The 17,858-nt window shown below is 30.8% G+C and carries 20 protein-coding genes; 4 read left to right on the forward strand and 16 right to left on the reverse strand.

Going from position 1 to position 17,858, the window contains the following annotated elements:
- Window positions 1–25: 25 nt before the first annotated feature.
- The 3 genes from H9I45_RS01270 to H9I45_RS01280 all read left to right on the forward strand — a co-directional run bounded on the left by H9I45_RS01270 (window position 26) and on the right by H9I45_RS01280 (window position 2,661).
- Window positions 26–433 carry a hypothetical protein gene (locus H9I45_RS01270; RefSeq protein ID WP_140422787.1) on the forward strand — a complete coding sequence of 136 codons (408 nt, stop codon included), beginning with the start codon at window positions 26–28 and terminating at the stop codon, window positions 431–433.
- 1,008 nt (window positions 434–1,441) lie between these two features.
- Window positions 1,442–1,882 carry a DUF6943 family protein gene (locus tag H9I45_RS01275; RefSeq protein ID WP_088355490.1) on the forward strand — a complete coding sequence of 147 codons (441 nt, stop codon included), beginning with the start codon at window positions 1,442–1,444 and terminating at the stop codon, window positions 1,880–1,882.
- Between the two features lie 137 nt (window positions 1,883–2,019).
- Complete coding sequence (locus tag H9I45_RS01280; RefSeq protein WP_088355480.1) at window positions 2,020–2,661, forward strand: DUF6266 family protein; 642 nt, start codon at window positions 2,020–2,022, stop codon at window positions 2,659–2,661.
- Between the two features lie 203 nt (window positions 2,662–2,864).
- On the opposite strand, the gene H9I45_RS01285 is transcribed toward H9I45_RS01280, so the two are convergent.
- The 15 genes from H9I45_RS01285 to fumC form a co-directional block, all read right to left on the reverse strand.
- Window positions 2,865–3,278, reverse strand: coding sequence for a hypothetical protein (locus H9I45_RS01285; protein WP_191141223.1), 414 nt, complete (start codon window positions 3,276–3,278; stop codon window positions 2,865–2,867).
- Between the two features lie 56 nt (window positions 3,279–3,334).
- On the reverse strand, window positions 3,335–4,186 hold the full coding sequence (locus H9I45_RS01290) for an IS3 family transposase (RefSeq protein ID WP_191141253.1): 852 nt from the start codon (window positions 4,184–4,186) through the stop codon (window positions 3,335–3,337).
- The gene (locus H9I45_RS01295; RefSeq protein ID WP_088355218.1) at window positions 4,186–4,557 is read right to left on the reverse strand and encodes a transposase; all 372 of its coding nucleotides are present in this window, start codon (window positions 4,555–4,557) and stop codon (window positions 4,186–4,188) included. Before H9I45_RS01295 ends, H9I45_RS01290 begins: the two co-directional genes overlap by 1 nt.
- A 701-nt stretch (window positions 4,558–5,258) precedes the next feature.
- Entirely contained in the window at window positions 5,259–5,660 is a 402-nt protein-coding gene (locus H9I45_RS01300; RefSeq protein ID WP_191141225.1) for a GNAT family N-acetyltransferase, read from the reverse strand.
- 158 nt (window positions 5,661–5,818) lie between these two features.
- On the reverse strand, window positions 5,819–6,502 hold the full coding sequence (locus tag H9I45_RS01305; protein ID WP_088353737.1) for a hypothetical protein: 684 nt from the start codon (window positions 6,500–6,502) through the stop codon (window positions 5,819–5,821).
- A 185-nt stretch (window positions 6,503–6,687) separates the two neighbouring features.
- A complete protein-coding gene (locus H9I45_RS01310) occupies window positions 6,688–7,281 on the reverse strand; it encodes a hypothetical protein (RefSeq protein ID WP_088353736.1) in 594 nt (197 codons plus the stop codon).
- A gap of 154 nt (window positions 7,282–7,435) precedes the next feature.
- Window positions 7,436–8,161: a DUF6090 family protein gene (locus tag H9I45_RS01315; RefSeq protein ID WP_088353735.1), complete on the reverse strand. Its 726-nt coding sequence runs from the start codon at window positions 8,159–8,161 to the stop codon at window positions 7,436–7,438.
- A 166-nt stretch (window positions 8,162–8,327) separates the two neighbouring features.
- Complete coding sequence (locus H9I45_RS01320; RefSeq protein ID WP_088353734.1) at window positions 8,328–8,774, reverse strand: hypothetical protein; 447 nt, start codon at window positions 8,772–8,774, stop codon at window positions 8,328–8,330.
- Window positions 8,775–8,934: 160 nt separating this feature from the next.
- Window positions 8,935–9,429, reverse strand: a complete 495-nt coding sequence (locus tag H9I45_RS01325; protein ID WP_088353733.1) for a hypothetical protein — start codon at window positions 9,427–9,429, stop codon at window positions 8,935–8,937.
- 197 nt (window positions 9,430–9,626) lie between these two features.
- Window positions 9,627–10,415 carry a hypothetical protein gene (locus tag H9I45_RS01330; RefSeq protein WP_088353732.1) on the reverse strand — a complete coding sequence of 263 codons (789 nt, stop codon included), beginning with the start codon at window positions 10,413–10,415 and terminating at the stop codon, window positions 9,627–9,629.
- 160 nt (window positions 10,416–10,575) lie between these two features.
- Window positions 10,576–11,289 carry a hypothetical protein gene (locus H9I45_RS01335; RefSeq protein WP_088353731.1) on the reverse strand — a complete coding sequence of 238 codons (714 nt, stop codon included), beginning with the start codon at window positions 11,287–11,289 and terminating at the stop codon, window positions 10,576–10,578.
- Window positions 11,262–11,606, reverse strand: a complete 345-nt coding sequence (locus tag H9I45_RS01340; RefSeq protein WP_088353730.1) for a PadR family transcriptional regulator — start codon at window positions 11,604–11,606, stop codon at window positions 11,262–11,264. The genes H9I45_RS01335 and H9I45_RS01340 overlap by 28 nt, the downstream gene beginning before the upstream one ends.
- Window positions 11,607–11,829: 223 nt before the next feature.
- The gene (locus H9I45_RS01345) at window positions 11,830–12,534 is read right to left on the reverse strand and encodes a DMP19 family protein (RefSeq protein WP_140422746.1); all 705 of its coding nucleotides are present in this window, start codon (window positions 12,532–12,534) and stop codon (window positions 11,830–11,832) included.
- 170 nt (window positions 12,535–12,704) lie between these two features.
- Window positions 12,705–13,178 (reverse strand): nucleoside deaminase, encoded by a 474-nt coding sequence (locus H9I45_RS01350; RefSeq protein ID WP_088353728.1) that lies wholly within the window; start codon window positions 13,176–13,178, stop codon window positions 12,705–12,707.
- A 249-nt stretch (window positions 13,179–13,427) separates the two neighbouring features.
- The gene (gene fumC, locus H9I45_RS01355) at window positions 13,428–14,828 is read right to left on the reverse strand and encodes a class II fumarate hydratase (protein ID WP_088353727.1); all 1,401 of its coding nucleotides are present in this window, start codon (window positions 14,826–14,828) and stop codon (window positions 13,428–13,430) included.
- Between the two features lie 152 nt (window positions 14,829–14,980).
- On the opposite strand from fumC, the gene H9I45_RS01360 reads away from it, so the two are divergent.
- Window positions 14,981–15,154: a hypothetical protein gene (locus tag H9I45_RS01360; protein ID WP_176397543.1), complete on the forward strand. Its 174-nt coding sequence runs from the start codon at window positions 14,981–14,983 to the stop codon at window positions 15,152–15,154.
- Window positions 15,155–15,331: 177 nt separating this feature from the next.
- On the opposite strand, the gene H9I45_RS01365 is transcribed toward H9I45_RS01360, so the two are convergent.
- The gene (locus tag H9I45_RS01365) at window positions 15,332–17,791 is read right to left on the reverse strand and encodes a TonB-dependent receptor (RefSeq protein WP_088353726.1); all 2,460 of its coding nucleotides are present in this window, start codon (window positions 17,789–17,791) and stop codon (window positions 15,332–15,334) included.
- Window positions 17,792–17,858 lie beyond the last annotated feature (67 nt).

Consider the following 17,858-nt stretch of genomic DNA (forward strand, 5'->3'; position numbering starts at 1 on the left):
TTTAATGAATTGGGTAATTAATAATATGAAAGATAGTTTAGTTAATTTATTGTTTGAAGAATTTAAGCAAGAGTGTTTATTTGAAGAGTTAGAACAGAAAGGTATTGACTTAACTAAGGTGTCTGTTCAGATTTATGATATTGTATTAGATTTAATTGGCTTTCCCAAAGATAATACAAAAAACTATGACTTTAATGCTCTTAATGGATTAGAACATAATCCTAAGCTTGGGAAATTACCAGATGATGATTTATGTTGTAGAGATTGGTTATACGATAAATATTATGATACAATTCAAACAATCGAGAAGAAACAAAAAATTGAGGTTACTGATAAAGGTTTGAAAATGATTGAGTATAATGATGAAGAATTGATAAAGTCTAAACTAAATGATTTTGTTGATTGGTTATATTTAGAATATTCCAATATTTAATAATTAGTACTTTAAAATTCCCCATAAAATAAAACCCAGTTTTTTCGTACCTCAAAATCCTCTGTCTTTTATTTTATTCCGCTCACCATTCTAGTTTAGCGTTTTTTTATCTTTAAGGTAATAGCATATTGCAATTTGGTTTTCATAAAATCAAACCAAATCGCAACAAGCTATTTCATATTATTTTTTCATAAAACCCTAAACTTCCCAAAGCTATGTTACATAATAGAAGTTATAGTAGCAAAAACCTTTTCAATGGTACGCTACGCTAAGTTTTTATGTTTTGGTAGCTATAACTGCTATTATGTAAAATATCCGCTCATCCAACGCGCACTTCCGAACATCAAACCACATTTTGTACTAATAATGAACATTCCAGCATTCTTGCATTGTTTTTATAAGTGCTTTTTTAGTTTCATTTCAACAAGGCTTTTAATTTTGAAGTTGAGGTTTATATAAGATAATTTGTAAAGCACCTATAAAATCAAAAAATCCAAATAAGAGTATTACCATTTATTTGTCAATAACATTAGTAAAGCCATAAGAAAATAGAGTACAAAACAAATAAAGGTCAATACACTTATTTCCGCTACTGCCAGCGCACTAGGTACTTTAATATTGTTTTTATTTCTTATCTCATTCCATTGCACAAAACCATCGTTAAGTCCAAGTATTCCTTATCTCAAGTCTTTGTTTATTCCATTTCACTAAAAAATAAAAATGTCCTAACATCATATTTAGTACTAAAAAAAAATAAAAAAGATAGCAAATATAAGTGCCTTGCTACAGCCAACGCTAAAAGCCTGTAAAGGTCAAGCCCTACGGGTTTTGAATAAAACTTTTTTCACAATATTTATTCTTTTTCATTAAACATTTTAACTCAAAAAACTTTTACCCAAAAACCTTGACAGCCTTATCCAAGGCACTTTTAGATAGCACATCTTTTTTCTTTCTTTTCAAAAAATAATGGCGCGAAGCGTAGCGAAGCAAATTTTAAATTGGATAGCTATGTCAACTTTTGAACTGAAAACACACCGAAGCGGAAGAACTTACTCGAAACCTCATTTTTTTATACTAAACAAAGGTCTAAACAGCGGAAAACCGCTTTCAAATCCTTGTCCTAACTGTTTTGTAGTGAAAACTGCAACCGAAAAAGAAAAAAACACGCTGTTTCATTTATCTATGATGCTACAAATAGGTGGTTTTTACGCTTATTATCTAAAAGGAAGTGTTATTCCATTTATATCAATAGATGATTGCAGAAACACGCTTAAAAATAGTTTAAAGCACAATAAAAATTCGGGTTTTGAACTTCAAAAACAAATTAATTTAGTTTCTGTTATCAGTAAAAAAGAAAAAAAGTTACAAAATGTCATTGATAAAATGTCAGTTTTAAAGGTTGCATATATACGTAATTGCTTCAAGCTAATGCAAACTAAAGAAGCTTAACGCAAAGGCATCATAATACGCTGAAACTGTAACAAAATGGCATAATTTTCGTTATATTAGAAGAGTAAACAAAGTTTAAAAGCAATATCAAGTCCGTACCAAATCCGAACAAGTATTAATTTTAAATTGTTATAGTAATGGGGAAAATTTCTCAAGGTATTTTAGGAGGGTTATCAGGAAAAGTAGGTAACGTTATTGGTGGTAGTTGGAAAGGTATTGACTACATCAGAATTAAGCCATCAAGTGTGGCGAATCCTCGAACAGAGGGGCAAGTCAATCAGCGTAATAAATTTACTGTTACATTGGAGTATTTACAACCGAACAAAGAGTTCTTGAAAGTCGGTTATAAATCATTTGCGACAAAGAAAACAGAATTTAATGCTGCAATGTCTTATGTGTTGAATAATGCAGTAGGAGGTACTGCGCCAAACTTTACGGTAGATTATTCGAATGCTCTATTAAGTAGAGGTTCATTATCTGGAGCTTTAAATGCAACAACAGATTTAGCAACAGCAGGACAAGTTTCTTTTGCTTGGGATGATAACTCAACTGAAGGAAATGCAAACACAACAGATAAAGCTATGGTTTTGGTTTACAATCCAAGTAAAAAAGAATCAATGTATATTCTAGATGGTGCGATTAGAACCGCAGGTTCTCAAATAGTAAACATACCAGGAACTTATGCAGGAGATACAGTAGAGCTGTTTATAGCGTTTGTTTCCGCTGATGGTACACAAGTATCAAACAGTTTGTATTTAGGCTCTGGTACGGCAGCTTAATAACTTTAAGCGTAAATACATACAAAAAGAAACCGTTACAGTATATTTGTAACGGTTTCTTTATGCTTTTAGATTACTATTTTTACCTCTTAATTTTATAGCTTAAAAAGTTGTACCTATGTTGTACCTTTTTCATTTAATTCTTTATTAAATCAATAAAATCAATACTTTCAAGGTATTATTTACACAACACGTTGTTGTGTTTAGTTTTTTTCAAAATATAGAGTTTTTTTAATTCCGTTTTTGTCAATAATATATTTTTCAACATATTCTTGGTCAAAAAGAATTTCATAGTTCTCAGGTTTATTCATTAAAACTCTCACTTTAAATACTTTTCCAATATTATTTTCTCCTTCAAGAGTTTTTGTTGTTTCTCCAAAATGTTTTTTCCCATTATACATAAACCAAAACTTGTACTTAAATAGAGGTCCAACTCTGATTCCACTTACAATTCGTTTTTTTTCATATATTTTACCATAAGTTTCAACGGAATTTTGTTTCAATTCAATTTTCTGAATAACAAAGTAAAAAAGAACTATTGATAAAATTAAGACTCCTAATTTCCAACTATTTTTTTTGTAATAATTCCAAGTTTTAGAAATCTTACTTTGTTTCATTAATTTTCTTTTTCAAATGTCTTGTCCTGAAATATGGCTACAGGTTAAAATTGAATTTACGCTGATAATTTATATACCATATTAGGTGTTTTATAATCTAAAGATAAGTGTAATCTTATTTCGTTGTATAAATTAATTGCATTTTTTGCGGCTCTCTTAGCGTGAGCCACATTATCAAAGGTTTGGTCTAAGTAAAATTCATCTTTCAAAATTCCATTTACACGTTCTGCCATAGCGTTTTCGTAACAATGATTTTCTTCGGTCATACTAATATCTATCTTTTTTCTTTTAAGTATTTGTGTGTATACATTGCTACAATATTGTATTCCTCTGTCTGAATGATGAATAAGGTGTTTAATGTTTTTAGCTTGATAAATCGCCTTATTAAGCGCTCTCACACAACCTTTTAATTCCAAGCTATCACTAAGGTCATAACCCACTATTTTTCTAGAATGCATATCAGTTATTAAAGCCAAGTAACAAAACCCTTTTACGGTTCTAATATAAGTTATATCACTAACCCAAACCTGGTTAGCTCTAGTAACTTCTAAGTCTTTTATAATGTTCTTATATTTATAAAAACGATGATAAGAGTTAGTTGTTATAGCACTGGTTTTTCTTCTAAGTGTTAGCATTTGGTGTTTTCTAAGAACATTAAATAGTGTGTCTCTACCAACTTTAATATTGGCTTTAATAAAATCTGTATTTAACGATTTTACAAGTTTTCTTACGCCTTCTCTAGGAAGGGATTTGCGTCTTTTTCGAACTATATTTATAATTTGTTGTTCTAGTTTTAAACGGTTATCAGCTCTAGATTTGTATTTATAATACGCATCACGTTTAAGTCCAAAACAGTGTGTTATAGTGGTTAAAGAAACAAATCCCTTAGATTTTTCTTTAGCTTTAATTAAGGCTTTATACTTAACTTTTTTTTTAGTTCAGCAATAGATTTGTAACCGAGATCTTCTGCAGCTACTTCTAGATAGGATTCTTCTACCATAGCATCGAGATCCTTTTTAAGTAACAGTTTTTTAAGTTGCTCTATTTCTTTTTGAAGTGCTTTAATTCTAGATATTTCGTCTTTAGTTTCCACTTTTACTCTGGTGTTCATTAAGTCTTTGCGATTGTACTTTCTAATCCACTCATTAACGGTTGTAGGAGCAATAGAGTAGAGTTTACAAAGTTCGCTCTTTGTGTGTTTTCCGATTGTAAGTTCGGCTAAAATTTTTAATTTAAAAGGTTCACTGTAACGTCTAATTACTTTGTCATTTCTATACATAATGTTTAAAATTATGTAGCCTTTATTCAGGACGGGTCATAATTATTGCCAACGTGGTTGTATAAGATTAGTTGCGGGTTTGTGTGCGAGGATTTTCCGCAGGAAAATCAGACGTAACAAACAAGCAACGACCTTTGGTTAAGCACTAATTTGAGCAATTAATTTTATACGTTGTTGGCTTTTAGTGCTTTTTATCCGCTAAATTATTTGTTCCGATTCTAATTGTCAGTTGCGTTTTTATTCCGCAATTTATTTTTTTCGAGTTTGAGTGAAGTCAGACGTTTTTCAATTCCGCAAACTTGCTCAAATTCCGCAATATTTGTCAATTCAGATTTCGAGTGAGTAATTCCGCAATTTGCTAAATTCCGATTTTGTTCATAAAGTTCAGATTCTGCAAACGAGCTAAAAAGTCCGCTGTATTTTTATTCAGAGTTTGAGTGATTATTCAGTTCAATATTCCGCAATAATTTTCAGCTTTTAAAGGAAATAACTTTAATAAATAAACCTGAAATTGGCGGTTTTGTAATGTCCTTCAGCATTAAAGCCAACGTGTTTGTATAAGAATAGTTGCGGGTTTGTATGCGAGGATTTTCCGAAGGAAAATCAGACGTTACAAACTCGCAACGACCTTTGGTTAAGCACTAAACCGCAATTATTTTTATACAGTGTTGTGCATCAGGCTTTTTTATATCTAAATTAAATTATTCAGTTCGACGTATTATAAATCCATTTTCAACTTTATCAAATCCAATTTTAGGATAGTATTCCATTGCTAATGGTGCGGAAAGCAAAATTAATGCAGTTTGTTTACCTATTTCTTTTTCTGTCAGTTTTATTAGTTGCCTTCCGATTCCTTCTTTTTGGTATTCGCTTTTCACAGCTAAATCCGACAAATAGCAAGCATAACAAAAATCAGTTATTGAGCGTGATATTCCAATCAGTTCATTATTCAACCACGCGGTTATAATCAAATTAGAATTTTTATACATTTTAGTAATTCGGTCGCTATCTTTTGTCGGTCTTTTGATTCCCGAACTATCATAAACCTCAATTATTTCAGATGTTTTTGGAACTATTCCGATTTTAAATTCTATATTTTTCATTTCGATTAGTCGTTTTTTTAGCTTGTGCACAACGGTTATGTATAAGAATAGTGCGGTTTTGTGTGCGAGGATTTCCCGCAGGAAAATCAGAAGTAACAAAAGAGCACTGTTCATTGTTTAAGCACTAATCTACGCATTATTTTTATGCGATGTTGTGGTTAGTTTTTTCTTTCCACTTTCAAATATTTTATTTCTTTTTCACAGTTAGTTTGAAAATCAGATTCAAGTTTTAAATAATATCTATTCTTTGAAACTTTAGATTCTATTGTTCTCCAACCTTCAATTCCAATAACGTACTGTTCTTTAGTCTTTAAATCCGTTAATGCGATTTCCTCTTCTCCATAATAGTTTGAGTAAGAAATTGCCGTTTCTCCATCTGAAGTCATAGGTTTTCCCATTGTGCGACAAGTGAGTCCGTTTTTTAAGTCAACTGATAAAAATCCCCAACCTTCAAATTCCATAATCTCGATTAAAGCATTACCACAATAAACTCCTTTAAATTCATAATTGGAATAGCCTTTTTCTTTTAATAAATATTTACACGCTTTTAATTCAGGTGTTTTTATTCCAATTCCGATATTTTGTTTTACTGAAAATGTATAACACGAATCTTTAAATTTGAAAACTTCAGGATATTCTTCGTTCAGCTCAAGTTCAGACTTTGGCTTAAATTCAATTAACTTTTCCGAAATTATGACAATTTTTTCGTATTCCGACTTGTTAATAAGTTCCGATTTTCCATTTAGAATATCCGATAAATTCCGTATTTCAAAATCACAATCTTGAGCCCACGAAATTTGGACAATTGTAAGTAGAAATATCAAAATTAGTTTTCTGTTCATTGGTTTGGGTAAATTAACCACAACGGTCTTGTGTATGATTTCGTTGCGTGTTTGAGCAACTAAATTAGTAAATACAAACCGAATAGAAAATACGTGAGGATTTTCGTAAGTAGGCGAGTACTAGCAATGAATTATACACGTTGTTAGCATTTGTTTTTCTTTCAGTTTTTTTTAAAAATCTCGATTTATTCTGGTTTTGAATATTCGATTAATTCCTCTACGTATAAAAAGTCTCCTTGATTCTGAGTGAGTTTAATAAAGTTTTTTACTGCTGGCGCATACAACCAAACTTCCTTTTCATCTGCACTATAACCTCTAGAATTAGTGGTTTTACCTTTATATTCAATCGTATAAGCCATAAATGTTCCGGCTTCAACAGTTTCTTCTTGGTATGATAGTACTTCAGCATTTTGACTTTGACTTCCGGTTGTCCCATCTTGACTTGTCCAATTGTTTTCGTATTTCCACTTTTTCCCCACTTTTAGAGGCCAAGCGTATTTGGGTGTTTTGCTGTCATCCTTTTTTACAATTTCGGTAACTAGAATGGTGTCCTTATCTATTGTCATACCTAAAACTCCTTCAGTACTGACTATTTCTCTTGTATCTTTTCCATCCGAGCGAACTTCTCCTTCAGTAGTTACACCTTTATATTTCCAGACCCATTTCTCACCAACGTTATAATCAGCTAAAGTTGGTTGGTTGGTGGTGCTGGATTTAGTTGTGTCGTTACAGGCGCTAAGTAATACTACTGCAAGTAATATTAGAATTTGATTTTTCATTTTTTTTATTTAAAACAATATGACGTGTTATATTGAAACTTGTTACAATTACTAGAGGCTTAATTATAAAACCAGAGAAAATTCCGAAGGAATTTCCAAGTAGGCTAGTACCAAGCAAAGAATTATATACGTCTTAAGATAGTCTTTCGTTATTCTATTCTATTGAATGGTATTCATTATCTATTTGCTCAATTAACTCTGTTATATCCTTTTTTAATAAAACTGATTGCCTTGTATAATAATTAAGTAGCCTAGATGAAATATAAAAATCGGCTAATATTCGTTTATCAGTAATTTTAATAGGTGAGCCAAAATCACCATATTTTATTTCATACGCATATTTATTTCTTAATTGAATAGAACGATTCAATACATCCTCTCCAATAGTTATGATATTTTGGACCCTCAATTCATAGATATTTTGAATATTACTAAATAACTCACGATTGCTTATAATGTTTGATTTCCCTTCAGATATCATTGAATTATAAGTCCCAATTTTTGGTCGAAATTTTCTGTCTGTAAAGAAAATATATTCTAATTGAGATACTCCTTCCACTTTAGGAAGCTTACCTATAATTTCCTCGAATATAAAGTCAATAGTTGTATCTTGAGACATTAATTGAGCAATTCGCCATTTATGATCTTTAATTACTTGAGACAACAATAATGTATCTTGAATTAAATCACTCTTTATTTCTTTTAGATAGACTTTCTCAGCAATTCGGGTTTTTTTTAATTCATTCGAATTATTTATACTTAACGCAATTAAAATTCCAATAACCACAAGTATAATTTCTCCAATAGCATAAAGAAAATACTTAATGACCTTATTATCCTTAATCATATTTTGTCTAATTTTTCTAAAGAATTTTATCATTTAGTTAGTGGTTGGTTTTAATGAATGCTAACGTTTATGTATAAGAATAGTTGCGGTTTTGTGTGCGAGGATTTTCCGCAGGAAAATCAGATGTAACAAAATTGCAACGACCTTTGTTTAAGCCTAAAATAGCAATTATTTTTATACTTTGTTGTAACCAGTTTTTTTAATTCGGTTCTTTATTATTCAATAACGAAGAGTAAATTTTCATTATTCGTTTGTCATAAATTCCGAAAGATGATTTTGTAATTAAAGCTCCAATAATTGGGAAAGTCAACATTAAAATCAGTTCAAAACTTAAAATACTTTCTCCGTTGATTAATTTATAGATTGAAACTCCCCAAAGTCCAACGAACATTGCAATCAGAAACAGGTTTGTAAATAAGTCAAATTCGTTTTTAATTTCAACAGTTGTTTTGTCAGACGAAATAGATTTTAAATTAATATCAGATATTATATCATATCCAGTTCCGTATTTGTTTTTCATTAATCCGTGTAATTTGGTTTCATTCAATTCCGTAACATTTATTTTGTCAGTTGATGATTTAAATTCATCCCTCACAATATTGATAGGTTTTTCGGTAATTAAAGTATGTTTTTTTATAAATAACATTCTCGGTAGTTCGGATTTCTCAAATTGGTTACAACGTTGTTGTATAAGGAAAGTTGCGGTTTTGTCAGCGAGGAATTTCCGAAGGAAATTCAGAAGTTGGCAAAAATGCAACTGCCTTTGGTTAAGCACTAATGTAGCAATTTTTTTTATACGTTGTTACCTATAGTGCTTGCGCACAAAGTTTTTTTAACATCATTCTTTCTTCATCAGTTATTAATTCCGCACGACGTTTTGTTTTTTCAGTAGAAATAGTTTTTCCGCTAAAAGGTTTTATTAATTCGTGTTTTTCGGCATTTAATTTTTTCTGCACAATTCGATTTAGCTCTCTTTCAAGTTCGTCAGTTTTTTTCCGACTATTAATTCTCAAGTGCTTGTTTTCGTCATTTTCATATTCTCCAAAATGACAATAAAAATATTCATAATCGTAATTTTCCGTTTCTTTTATTTCGTTTCTTATTTGCGAATGAATTTTGTTAAACGAGAAGTGATTTCCAACTCTTGATATTACAGGATTGCATCCATCGCGATTATCTCCAACTTTCCCAACATAAAGTATAGTTTTTTCAGTTTGTTCTTTTGGTGTTGCAACGAATAAATATACTGCCCAATTTCGTTTTGTCGAATGTCCAGATATTTTAAAGCTTCCTATTTCCATTTTTTTATTCTAAAATTCCGTTTTAAAAACCAAGTTAGCTAAATAGCAATGTCCTTTTTTTGCATTATAGGTAACGTGTTTGTGTATGGTTAGTTGCGTGGTTTAGCAACTAAGTTAGCAAACTTTTACGAACCCGAGAAAATTCCGCAGGAATTTTCGCAAGTAAGCACTTAAAAAGCAATTAATTATACACGGTGTTAGGCAACGTAATTTTTTTTCCAACCATTGGTTTTAGCAATCAATTCCGGATATATACAAGATGAGTTTCCATCTTGTGAAACCAAAATTTTAATTGAATCTCCAATTGATTTATTATTTGTCAAAGCAAAATTATTAGTTCTTGATTTCGCAACGTTATTTCCATATTCATAATGTACATCCATTGACGAACCAAATTTTGAAAATGCGAAACCTTTATTATGGCTTATTGAAACTATTTTTCCCTCTATAATTCTGCCTGTTTTATATAATAAGATTTCCTTATTTATTCGTGAGTATAGAAGATAGCAAAGAATTAGTCCAATTAACAGAACAACTCCAGCTATGTAATACATAAAATCCATATTAAACGTGTACTGCTCAAATTCTGTCGGGATTGATTGTCCGTTCAAATGTTTAATTGGAATAATATCTCCAGTTTTTAAAATATCAGTTTTGTCAGGTTCAAATACACTAAACTTTGATTCCGTTTTTTGTCCATTAAAATCAAATTCATAGGTCAAGATTTGAGGATTATTTCCATTAATCGTAATGTTGTTAATTCCTTTGATGTTTGTCAGGACAGCATTTTCTTTTTCTCCATCAGATTGGATTTTTTCCACGTTATCAACAAATGGGAAGCTATCTCCTAAAGAATTCATCATTAATCCCATTGGAAGAAACAATAATAGTGCAAATGCAATTCCTTGAAATGCAAAAAGCAGTAATATTGGTCTAATTTTAGCTCTTTGCCAAATGGTTTTGAAGTTGGTTTTTCTATCTGTCAATGTCGTTCCTCTTTATGTTGCCTAACGTGTTTGTATATGGTTTGTTGCGTGTTTCAAGCAACTAATTTAGTAAATAATTACCGACCAAGAAAGTCCGCGAGGACTTTCGTAAGTAGGTAAGAAGCCAGCAATAAATTATATACGGTGTTGTAACCAGTACTTATTTCGTGTATTTTAATTTATTAAACTTTTTATTTTTCCAAAAGAAAATTAGTGAGGTTGTCAACAATATTAATCCACTCAACATTTTATAAATTCCAAAATTTAATTCCAATGTATAAAAATCAGCAATTGTATTTCCCAATTTAGAAACATCTATTCCAGGAAGTGGAACTTGAGCATATAATCTATATGTAATTAAAGATGATATAATAATTAATGTTACTAATATATTAGTATTACTTAATTTACTTAAAAGTTGTTTTCCTCTTTTTAAATTAAAATATACTATACCAAAGAAAGAAATTGAAGCAAAAGCCAACAGTGTTATAGAAATAATGTCGAATGTATTTTTATCAATATTTAATTTTTGAGATAAAAGTAGAGTACTAACTAAAAATAGTTTACTTAAAATTATGAATGCAATATAAATTAATGCACCTTTTAAATAAGGAATTGACTGATTGATAAATGAAAAATCATTATTCACTTTATCAAATTCTAAACAAATGTCATCAATTTTTCCAATTCTTTTCCTAGCAATAATAAAGGATTCTTCTTTGTTTAGACCTTTGGATTCCAAATCATCAATTAAGTCAATTAGGTGATTTTCAAGTTCTATAACATTAGATTTGGTTAAATTGTTTTTTGTAGTTAGAATTGATTTCCACTTTGTTATATTCTTATCTAAATTAAATTCGGTTCTATTTTCCATATTTTTGTTATTATTTGATTGATAGTATTCCAATTTTCTTTTTCTGTTTTAAGCTCTTTTTTTCCTTCATTACTGATTTTGTAATATTTTCTTTTTCTTCCAGTTTCAGCTATTTTCCACGATGATTGTATTAAACCCTTTTTTTCTAGTTTATGCAAAACAGGATATAAAGTTCCTTCTCCAAACTCTATTTTTCCGCCTGATATTTCCTTAATGTCTTGGATTATTTCATAACCATATGACTCGTTCTTTGTCAAAATTGATAGTATAATTGGTGTTGAAGATGCTCCAATTAATTCTTTTGATAGTTTTTCCATATTTTATTTCCTTTGAGAATACAAATATACATAGAAGTTCGATGTATAAAAATAAAAACGTAATTTTTTTCGGTAGGGTATTGGTTACAACGTTTTTGTATATGGTTTGTTGCGTGGTTTAGCACGTAATTTAGCAAATAAAAACCGAATAGAAAATCCGCGAGGATTTTCGTAAGTAGGCTAGAACTAGCAATAAATTATATACGGTGTTGGCAAATCGTTTTTATTCTGTTTTCATTAATCCATTTCTATGTTCTTTTACAAATTCCACCATTTTTGAGTGAAATTCTTTAACATAATCTTTATCATAAAAATAGTTTTCAATCTCAAATGTTGATTCTAATTCTTTATAGCCTTCAGCAAATGAATTCCATCGTTTATCCCACTTTTTACTGTCATCTTGAAATTTATTATTCAACTCTTGAATTGTCTCAAATTTCCCGAAATATTCGTGTAGTACATTTTCATAATCAGAAGCCAATTTTTCCATTTTAGCAACTTTCATTGCCTGAAGTGTAATTAATGATAATTCTGGATAATTAAATAAAAATTGATAAACTCCACCATTGTTAGTCTGAGACTCAAAATTTATCAAAGCAAAATACATTCTTTGTTCTTTAGTCAATTTATTTAAAAACTCCGTATGAGTGATTTCACCTTTCCAAGGTCTGTAAACATCATTACATAGTTTTTCTCCTTGGTCAGTACATTCATTTGGATAGGATTCCCATTCTTTTCCAGCATATTTTAATTCAGTTTCTTTCAGCCAATTTTCATCAACGATAGGAAGATAATCAGTTGATTCAGTTTCCGATTCCAACATAACAAAATCATTTGGTGCTTTTTCATACACTTTTGATTTATTACGAAACCAAAAAATTCCGATTAGTATTAGAACGATTATTATTAATATTATTCCTGTTTTCATTGGTTTGGTAAATGTTTGCCAACTCGTTATATAGTAACTTTTATTAACGATATCCCGCAAATAAAGCAGGATATGTGAATTTCTTTATTGTTATATTCCTGTAAATATAATTTATTTTTAATGTATCTAAAAATTTATAAAAAAAACCTCACATTTCTGTGAGGTTTACTTTAATAATTAATTTTATCTTCTTTTTTCGACCATTTAATAAAAGGTTCTAAAGCAATTTCTCGTCCTATTTGTTCGAATGGAATACTTCTTTTTTTATACGGAAGTGGAATTTCTTTGTAGATAAACTCATCATCGAAACCTATATTAGCTGCGTCCTGTTGGTTACTTCCATAATATACTTTGTCTGGTCTTGCCCAATAAATGGCGCCTAAACACATTGGGCAAGGTTCGCAGGAAGTATAAATTACGCAACCATCTAATTGGAACGAATCTAAGTTTTTACAAGCATTTCTTATGGCAGTTACTTCTGCATGCGCTGTTGGGTCGTTTGTAGAAGTAACTTTGTTATTTCCACGACCTACAATTTCTCCGTTTTTTACTACGATACAACCAAAAGGCCCTCCTTCATTATTACTCATTCCTTTTAAAGCAACTTTTACTGCTTCACTCATGTATTCTTCGTGTGTATTCATACTTCGAATTTAAAGTTTAAAATTTAAAATTCAATGTTAGGGTTATATTAAACTTTTAAATTGAAAATTTGCTTTTATCTATGTTTTATTTTCTCGCAAAGTAGCAAAGTTGGTTCCTGTTTATTGTTACTTCAAATTGTGACTAAATTCTCGTAATGCAGTAAAGTTGATAACTGAAAACTGGAGACTGCCTACTGTCAACTGAGACTGCCAACTTAAACTGCCAAGTGAAAACTGAAGACTAAAAACCTACTTTAACCCTCCTGTCATTTCTTCTGGCTTTACCCAAGCATCGTATTCTTCTGGTGTTACATAACCTAAACGTACAGCTTCATGTTTTAATGTAGTTCCGTTTTCGTGAGCTGTATTTGCAATTTCTGCAGCTTTGTAATAACCAATTTTAGTATTTAAAGCAGTTACCAACATTAGAGAATTGCTTACTAATTCTGCAATTCTTGTATGATTTGGTTCAATACCAGCTGCACAATTTTCTTCGAAAGAAGTACAAGCGTCTCCAATTAATTGAGCAGATTGTAGAACGTTTGCAGCCATCATTGGTTTAAAAACGTTTAATTCGTAATGTCCTTGTGTACCACCAACTGTTACAGCAACATCATTTCCCATAACTTGTGCACAAACCATTGTAATTGCTTCTGCTTGTGTAGGGTTTACTTTTCCTGGCATAATAGAAGAACCAGGTTCGTTTGCTGGAATAATAATTTCTCCAATTCCAGATCTTGGTCCTGAAGCCATTAATCTTATATCGTTTGCAATTTTATTTAAAGAAACTGCTATTTGCTTTAAAGCACCATGTGTTTCTACTAACGCATCGTGTGCAGCTAAAGCTTCAAATTTATTTTCTGCAGTTATAAAAGGCAATTCTGTAAATTCTGCAATGTATTTAGCGACTAAAACATCATATCCTTTTGGAGTGTTTAATCCTGTACCCACTGCAGTTCCTCCTAATGCTAACTGACTTAAATGTGCCAATGTGTTTTCTAACGCTTTTAAACCGAAATCTAATTGTGCTACATAACCAGAAAATTCCTGGCCTAATGTAAGTGGAGTAGCATCCATTAAATGCGTTCTACCAATTTTTACAACATCTTTAAAAGCAACAGCTTTATCGTGCAAAGTGTTTCTTAATTTAATAATTCCTGGCATTGTTGTTTCTACAATTTTCTTGTAGATGGCAATGTGCATTCCTGTTGGAAATGTATCGTTAGAAGATTGCGATTTATTTACATCGTCGTTTGGTTGAATGGTTTTTTCGCCTTGGCCAATAACTTTTCCTGCAATTTCATGCGCTCTATTAGCAATAACTTCGTTTACATTCATGTTCGATTGTGTTCCAGAACCTGTTTGCCAAATTACTAACGGAAATTGATTGTCGTGTTTTCCTTCTAAAATTTCGTCGCAAACTTGTGCGATTAAATCTCTTTTTTCTTCTGCTAAAACGCCTAATTCTGTATTTGTGTAAGCTGCTGCTTTCTTTAAATATGCAAAACCATAAACTATTTCTAAGGGCATAGATGCTGGTGCACCAATTTTAAAATTGTTACGAGAACGCTCTGTTTGTGCTCCCCAATATTTATCTGCAGGTACTTCTACATTACCCATTGTATCTTTTTCAATTCTGAATTTCGTCATTTTATGTGGAATTTAGTCTTACAAATTTACAAAAAGCAGTGAAAACTTTATGAACAATTCTCTTGAAATACTGTTGAAAAAAATTAAATTTTGATGGTGAATTCTGAAAATATGTGTTATTTTTGCAACGTTAATTATTCAAATAGAAACAAATGTTAGATTTTTCTCAATTTTCAGGTTTAGTTTTATTCATGTTTATTTTTACAGCTGGTTTTTGGTTGTTAATATTCTTGTTAACATTTGTAGTTCCTTACTGGATTGGTGGAACTATTTGGGAAAACATGAAATTAAAGAAAGAAGCAAGGAAAGCTGCTGAAGGTAAGTAGTATTCTAAAAATATATTTTATTAAAAAACTCGTTCAATTTAATTGAACGAGTTTTTTTATGGGTTTGAGTAAGTGCGTTAGGGATTGAAGCATTTGTTTGAGCTCTTTTTTCTTTTTTGAAAAAAGCGAGTGCGAAAAGCCCGACCTTTAGGGAACGCCCAAATAAATTAGATGCTTTTAAAATTCTCCTCCACCATCGTCTTCTCTTTCTTGTGAGTTTTTATTCTTTTGATTTTTATTTTGATTGAATCTGTAGGTAAAGTTTAACGAGATTTGACGCATTCTCCATTGGAAACTTTGGTTGGTAATATTCGTAGGATTGTCTCTACTTGGTGCAAATGCATTGGTTACATATTTTCTAGAATTAAATACATCGCTTACGTTTAAAACCAAGGTTCCTTTGTCTTTTAGAATATCTTTACTAAAGGCTAGGTTTGCAGATAAAATTCCTTCTGTATCGCTTTGTGCATCGCTTCTTGGGCCTCTGTAAAATAATCTTGTTTGCCATTCGATATCTGCTGGCAAGGTAACTCTGGCATCGAATCTTGTAAACCAAGAGGTGTTTGTGGCATCGAAATTTTGGTTGATTGTTGATGTTGTTCCTGTAGTTGGATTTGTTACTTCGTAAGAATAGTCTCCATCTGTTTTAAATTGAAAGAAGTTAAAACTTCCAGAAAAACGTAGCTTTCTTGATGGATTGTAATTCGCGTTAAATTCGAACCCCATTCTATCTTCTGATGCTAAGTTAATTGGTTGTCTTACCAAAACATTGGTTTCTTTACCATCTATTAACCGAACTTCTTGTCTGTTAACTCTAACAATATCGTTTGTAGAATGTTGGTAATAAATAGAGGAGTTTAAAGTTAATTTTCCCCATCTGTTTAGGTAACCTAAATCGAAAGAATTGGTATATGTTGGATCTAAATCTACATTTCCTTTAGAAATTACAGTTCTACTAGCTCTGTTTTCGAACGGATTTAAGGAACGAGAACGTGGTCTTCTTAAACGTCTGCTGTACCCTAAAGTAAAACTTTGGTCTTCTGTCATTTCATATCCTAAATTTACTGTAGGAAAGAAATCTGTATAGTTTTTTGTGAATTTTTCTTGTGATGTTAAAAGATTTACGTCAATTTTAGTAAGTTCCGCACGAACGCCAAATAAATAAGAGAATTTATTTACTTTACTACCAAATTGAGTGTAAAATGCATTTACATTTTGTGTGAATTCTAAATTATTAGATGGGTTAAACTCGTCTGAGTTAGATAATGTTACTAAATAATCTGAAGTTAAATTTTCGAAATTACCTCTATAACCAGCTTCAAATTGAGAGTTTTTACCAATTGGCAATACATAATCTGCTTGAAAAAGTTTATCAATAGATAATTCGTCTGTTGTATTTGTTTCTGGTCTATCGTCTGTAATTATTGCAGATTCGTTTTCTTTATCTACTCCATATTGATAATCTAAAGTTAATTTATGACCGTTTTCGTTAAAATTATTTACATAATTTAAAGAAAATTGTAAACTTTGGTCTGTTTCGCCTTCATCTTGTATACGCAAAGAATTGAACAAACTATTTCCTGAAGGGTCGAAAGAACTAATTTCTGTAGTCGATAAATTTTGTCCATCTGAATCTCTCACGAAAATGGTTCCTGTTAATGAACTTTTTTTGTTGATAAAATATTCCAAACCAACATTTCCATTAAAACCTTTACTTGCTCTATCGAAATTTCTGTCTTCTATTCTTGTACTATCTACAATTCCATTTGATAAATAAGAAATATCTGAATTATATCTTCCTGGTCCACGTCTATCTCTATACCCAAAATTAGTAAATAAGTTTATTTTTTCTGAACGAAGATTTAAGTTTACAGAACTCTGGTAAGATCTTGGATCACCAACATTTACATTTACAGAACCATTAAAACCATTGGCTCTTCCTTTTCTAAGAATAATGTTTAAGATTCCTGCTGTTCCTTCGGAATCGTATCTTGCAGATGGCGAAGTAATAACTTCTACACGCTCAATTGCGTCTGAAGGTAATTGTCTTAAAGCATCTGCACCATTTAAACCAACCATTGCAGAAGGTTTACCATCAATTAAAATTCGTACGTTTTCGCTTCCTCTTAAGCTTACAGTTCCTTCTGGATCTACATCTACAGATGGTACATTGTCTAAAACGTCGGATGCAGTTCCACCTTTAACAGTCATATCTTTACCAACATTGTATATTTTTTTATCTAAACGAATGTCTACTGTCGATTTTTCTGCGATTACAACAATCTCATCTAAACTAGCAGCATCTTCTTTTAATTTTATAATTCCTAAATCTTTATTTGCAGTAATTTCTTGTGCTGGGAATTTTATTGTTTTAAAAGAAATAAATTCTACGCTAATTTCATACCTAGATTTTGGTACTTGTATATTAAAAAATCCATTTAGATCTGTAATACCACCTGAAACTTTTTGGGTTTTGATATCTTTTAAAATTACTGTTGCATATTCCAATGCTTGGTTGGTTGCTGCATCTACAATTTTACCTGAGATTTTAATGGTGTTTAAAGTTGGTTCTTGCTGTGCAAATAAAAATGTGGCCGAGAAAAGGCAACATATTAAAATAGTGATTTTTTTAGTCAAAACTTGTCGATTTTTTTATTTAAGACAGCAAAATTCCGATTAAGTTTAATCTCTTTTAGTTAAAGAA

It is taken from the genome of Polaribacter haliotis (assembly GCF_014784055.1).
Lineage (GTDB): Bacteria > Bacteroidota > Bacteroidia > Flavobacteriales > Flavobacteriaceae > Polaribacter > Polaribacter haliotis.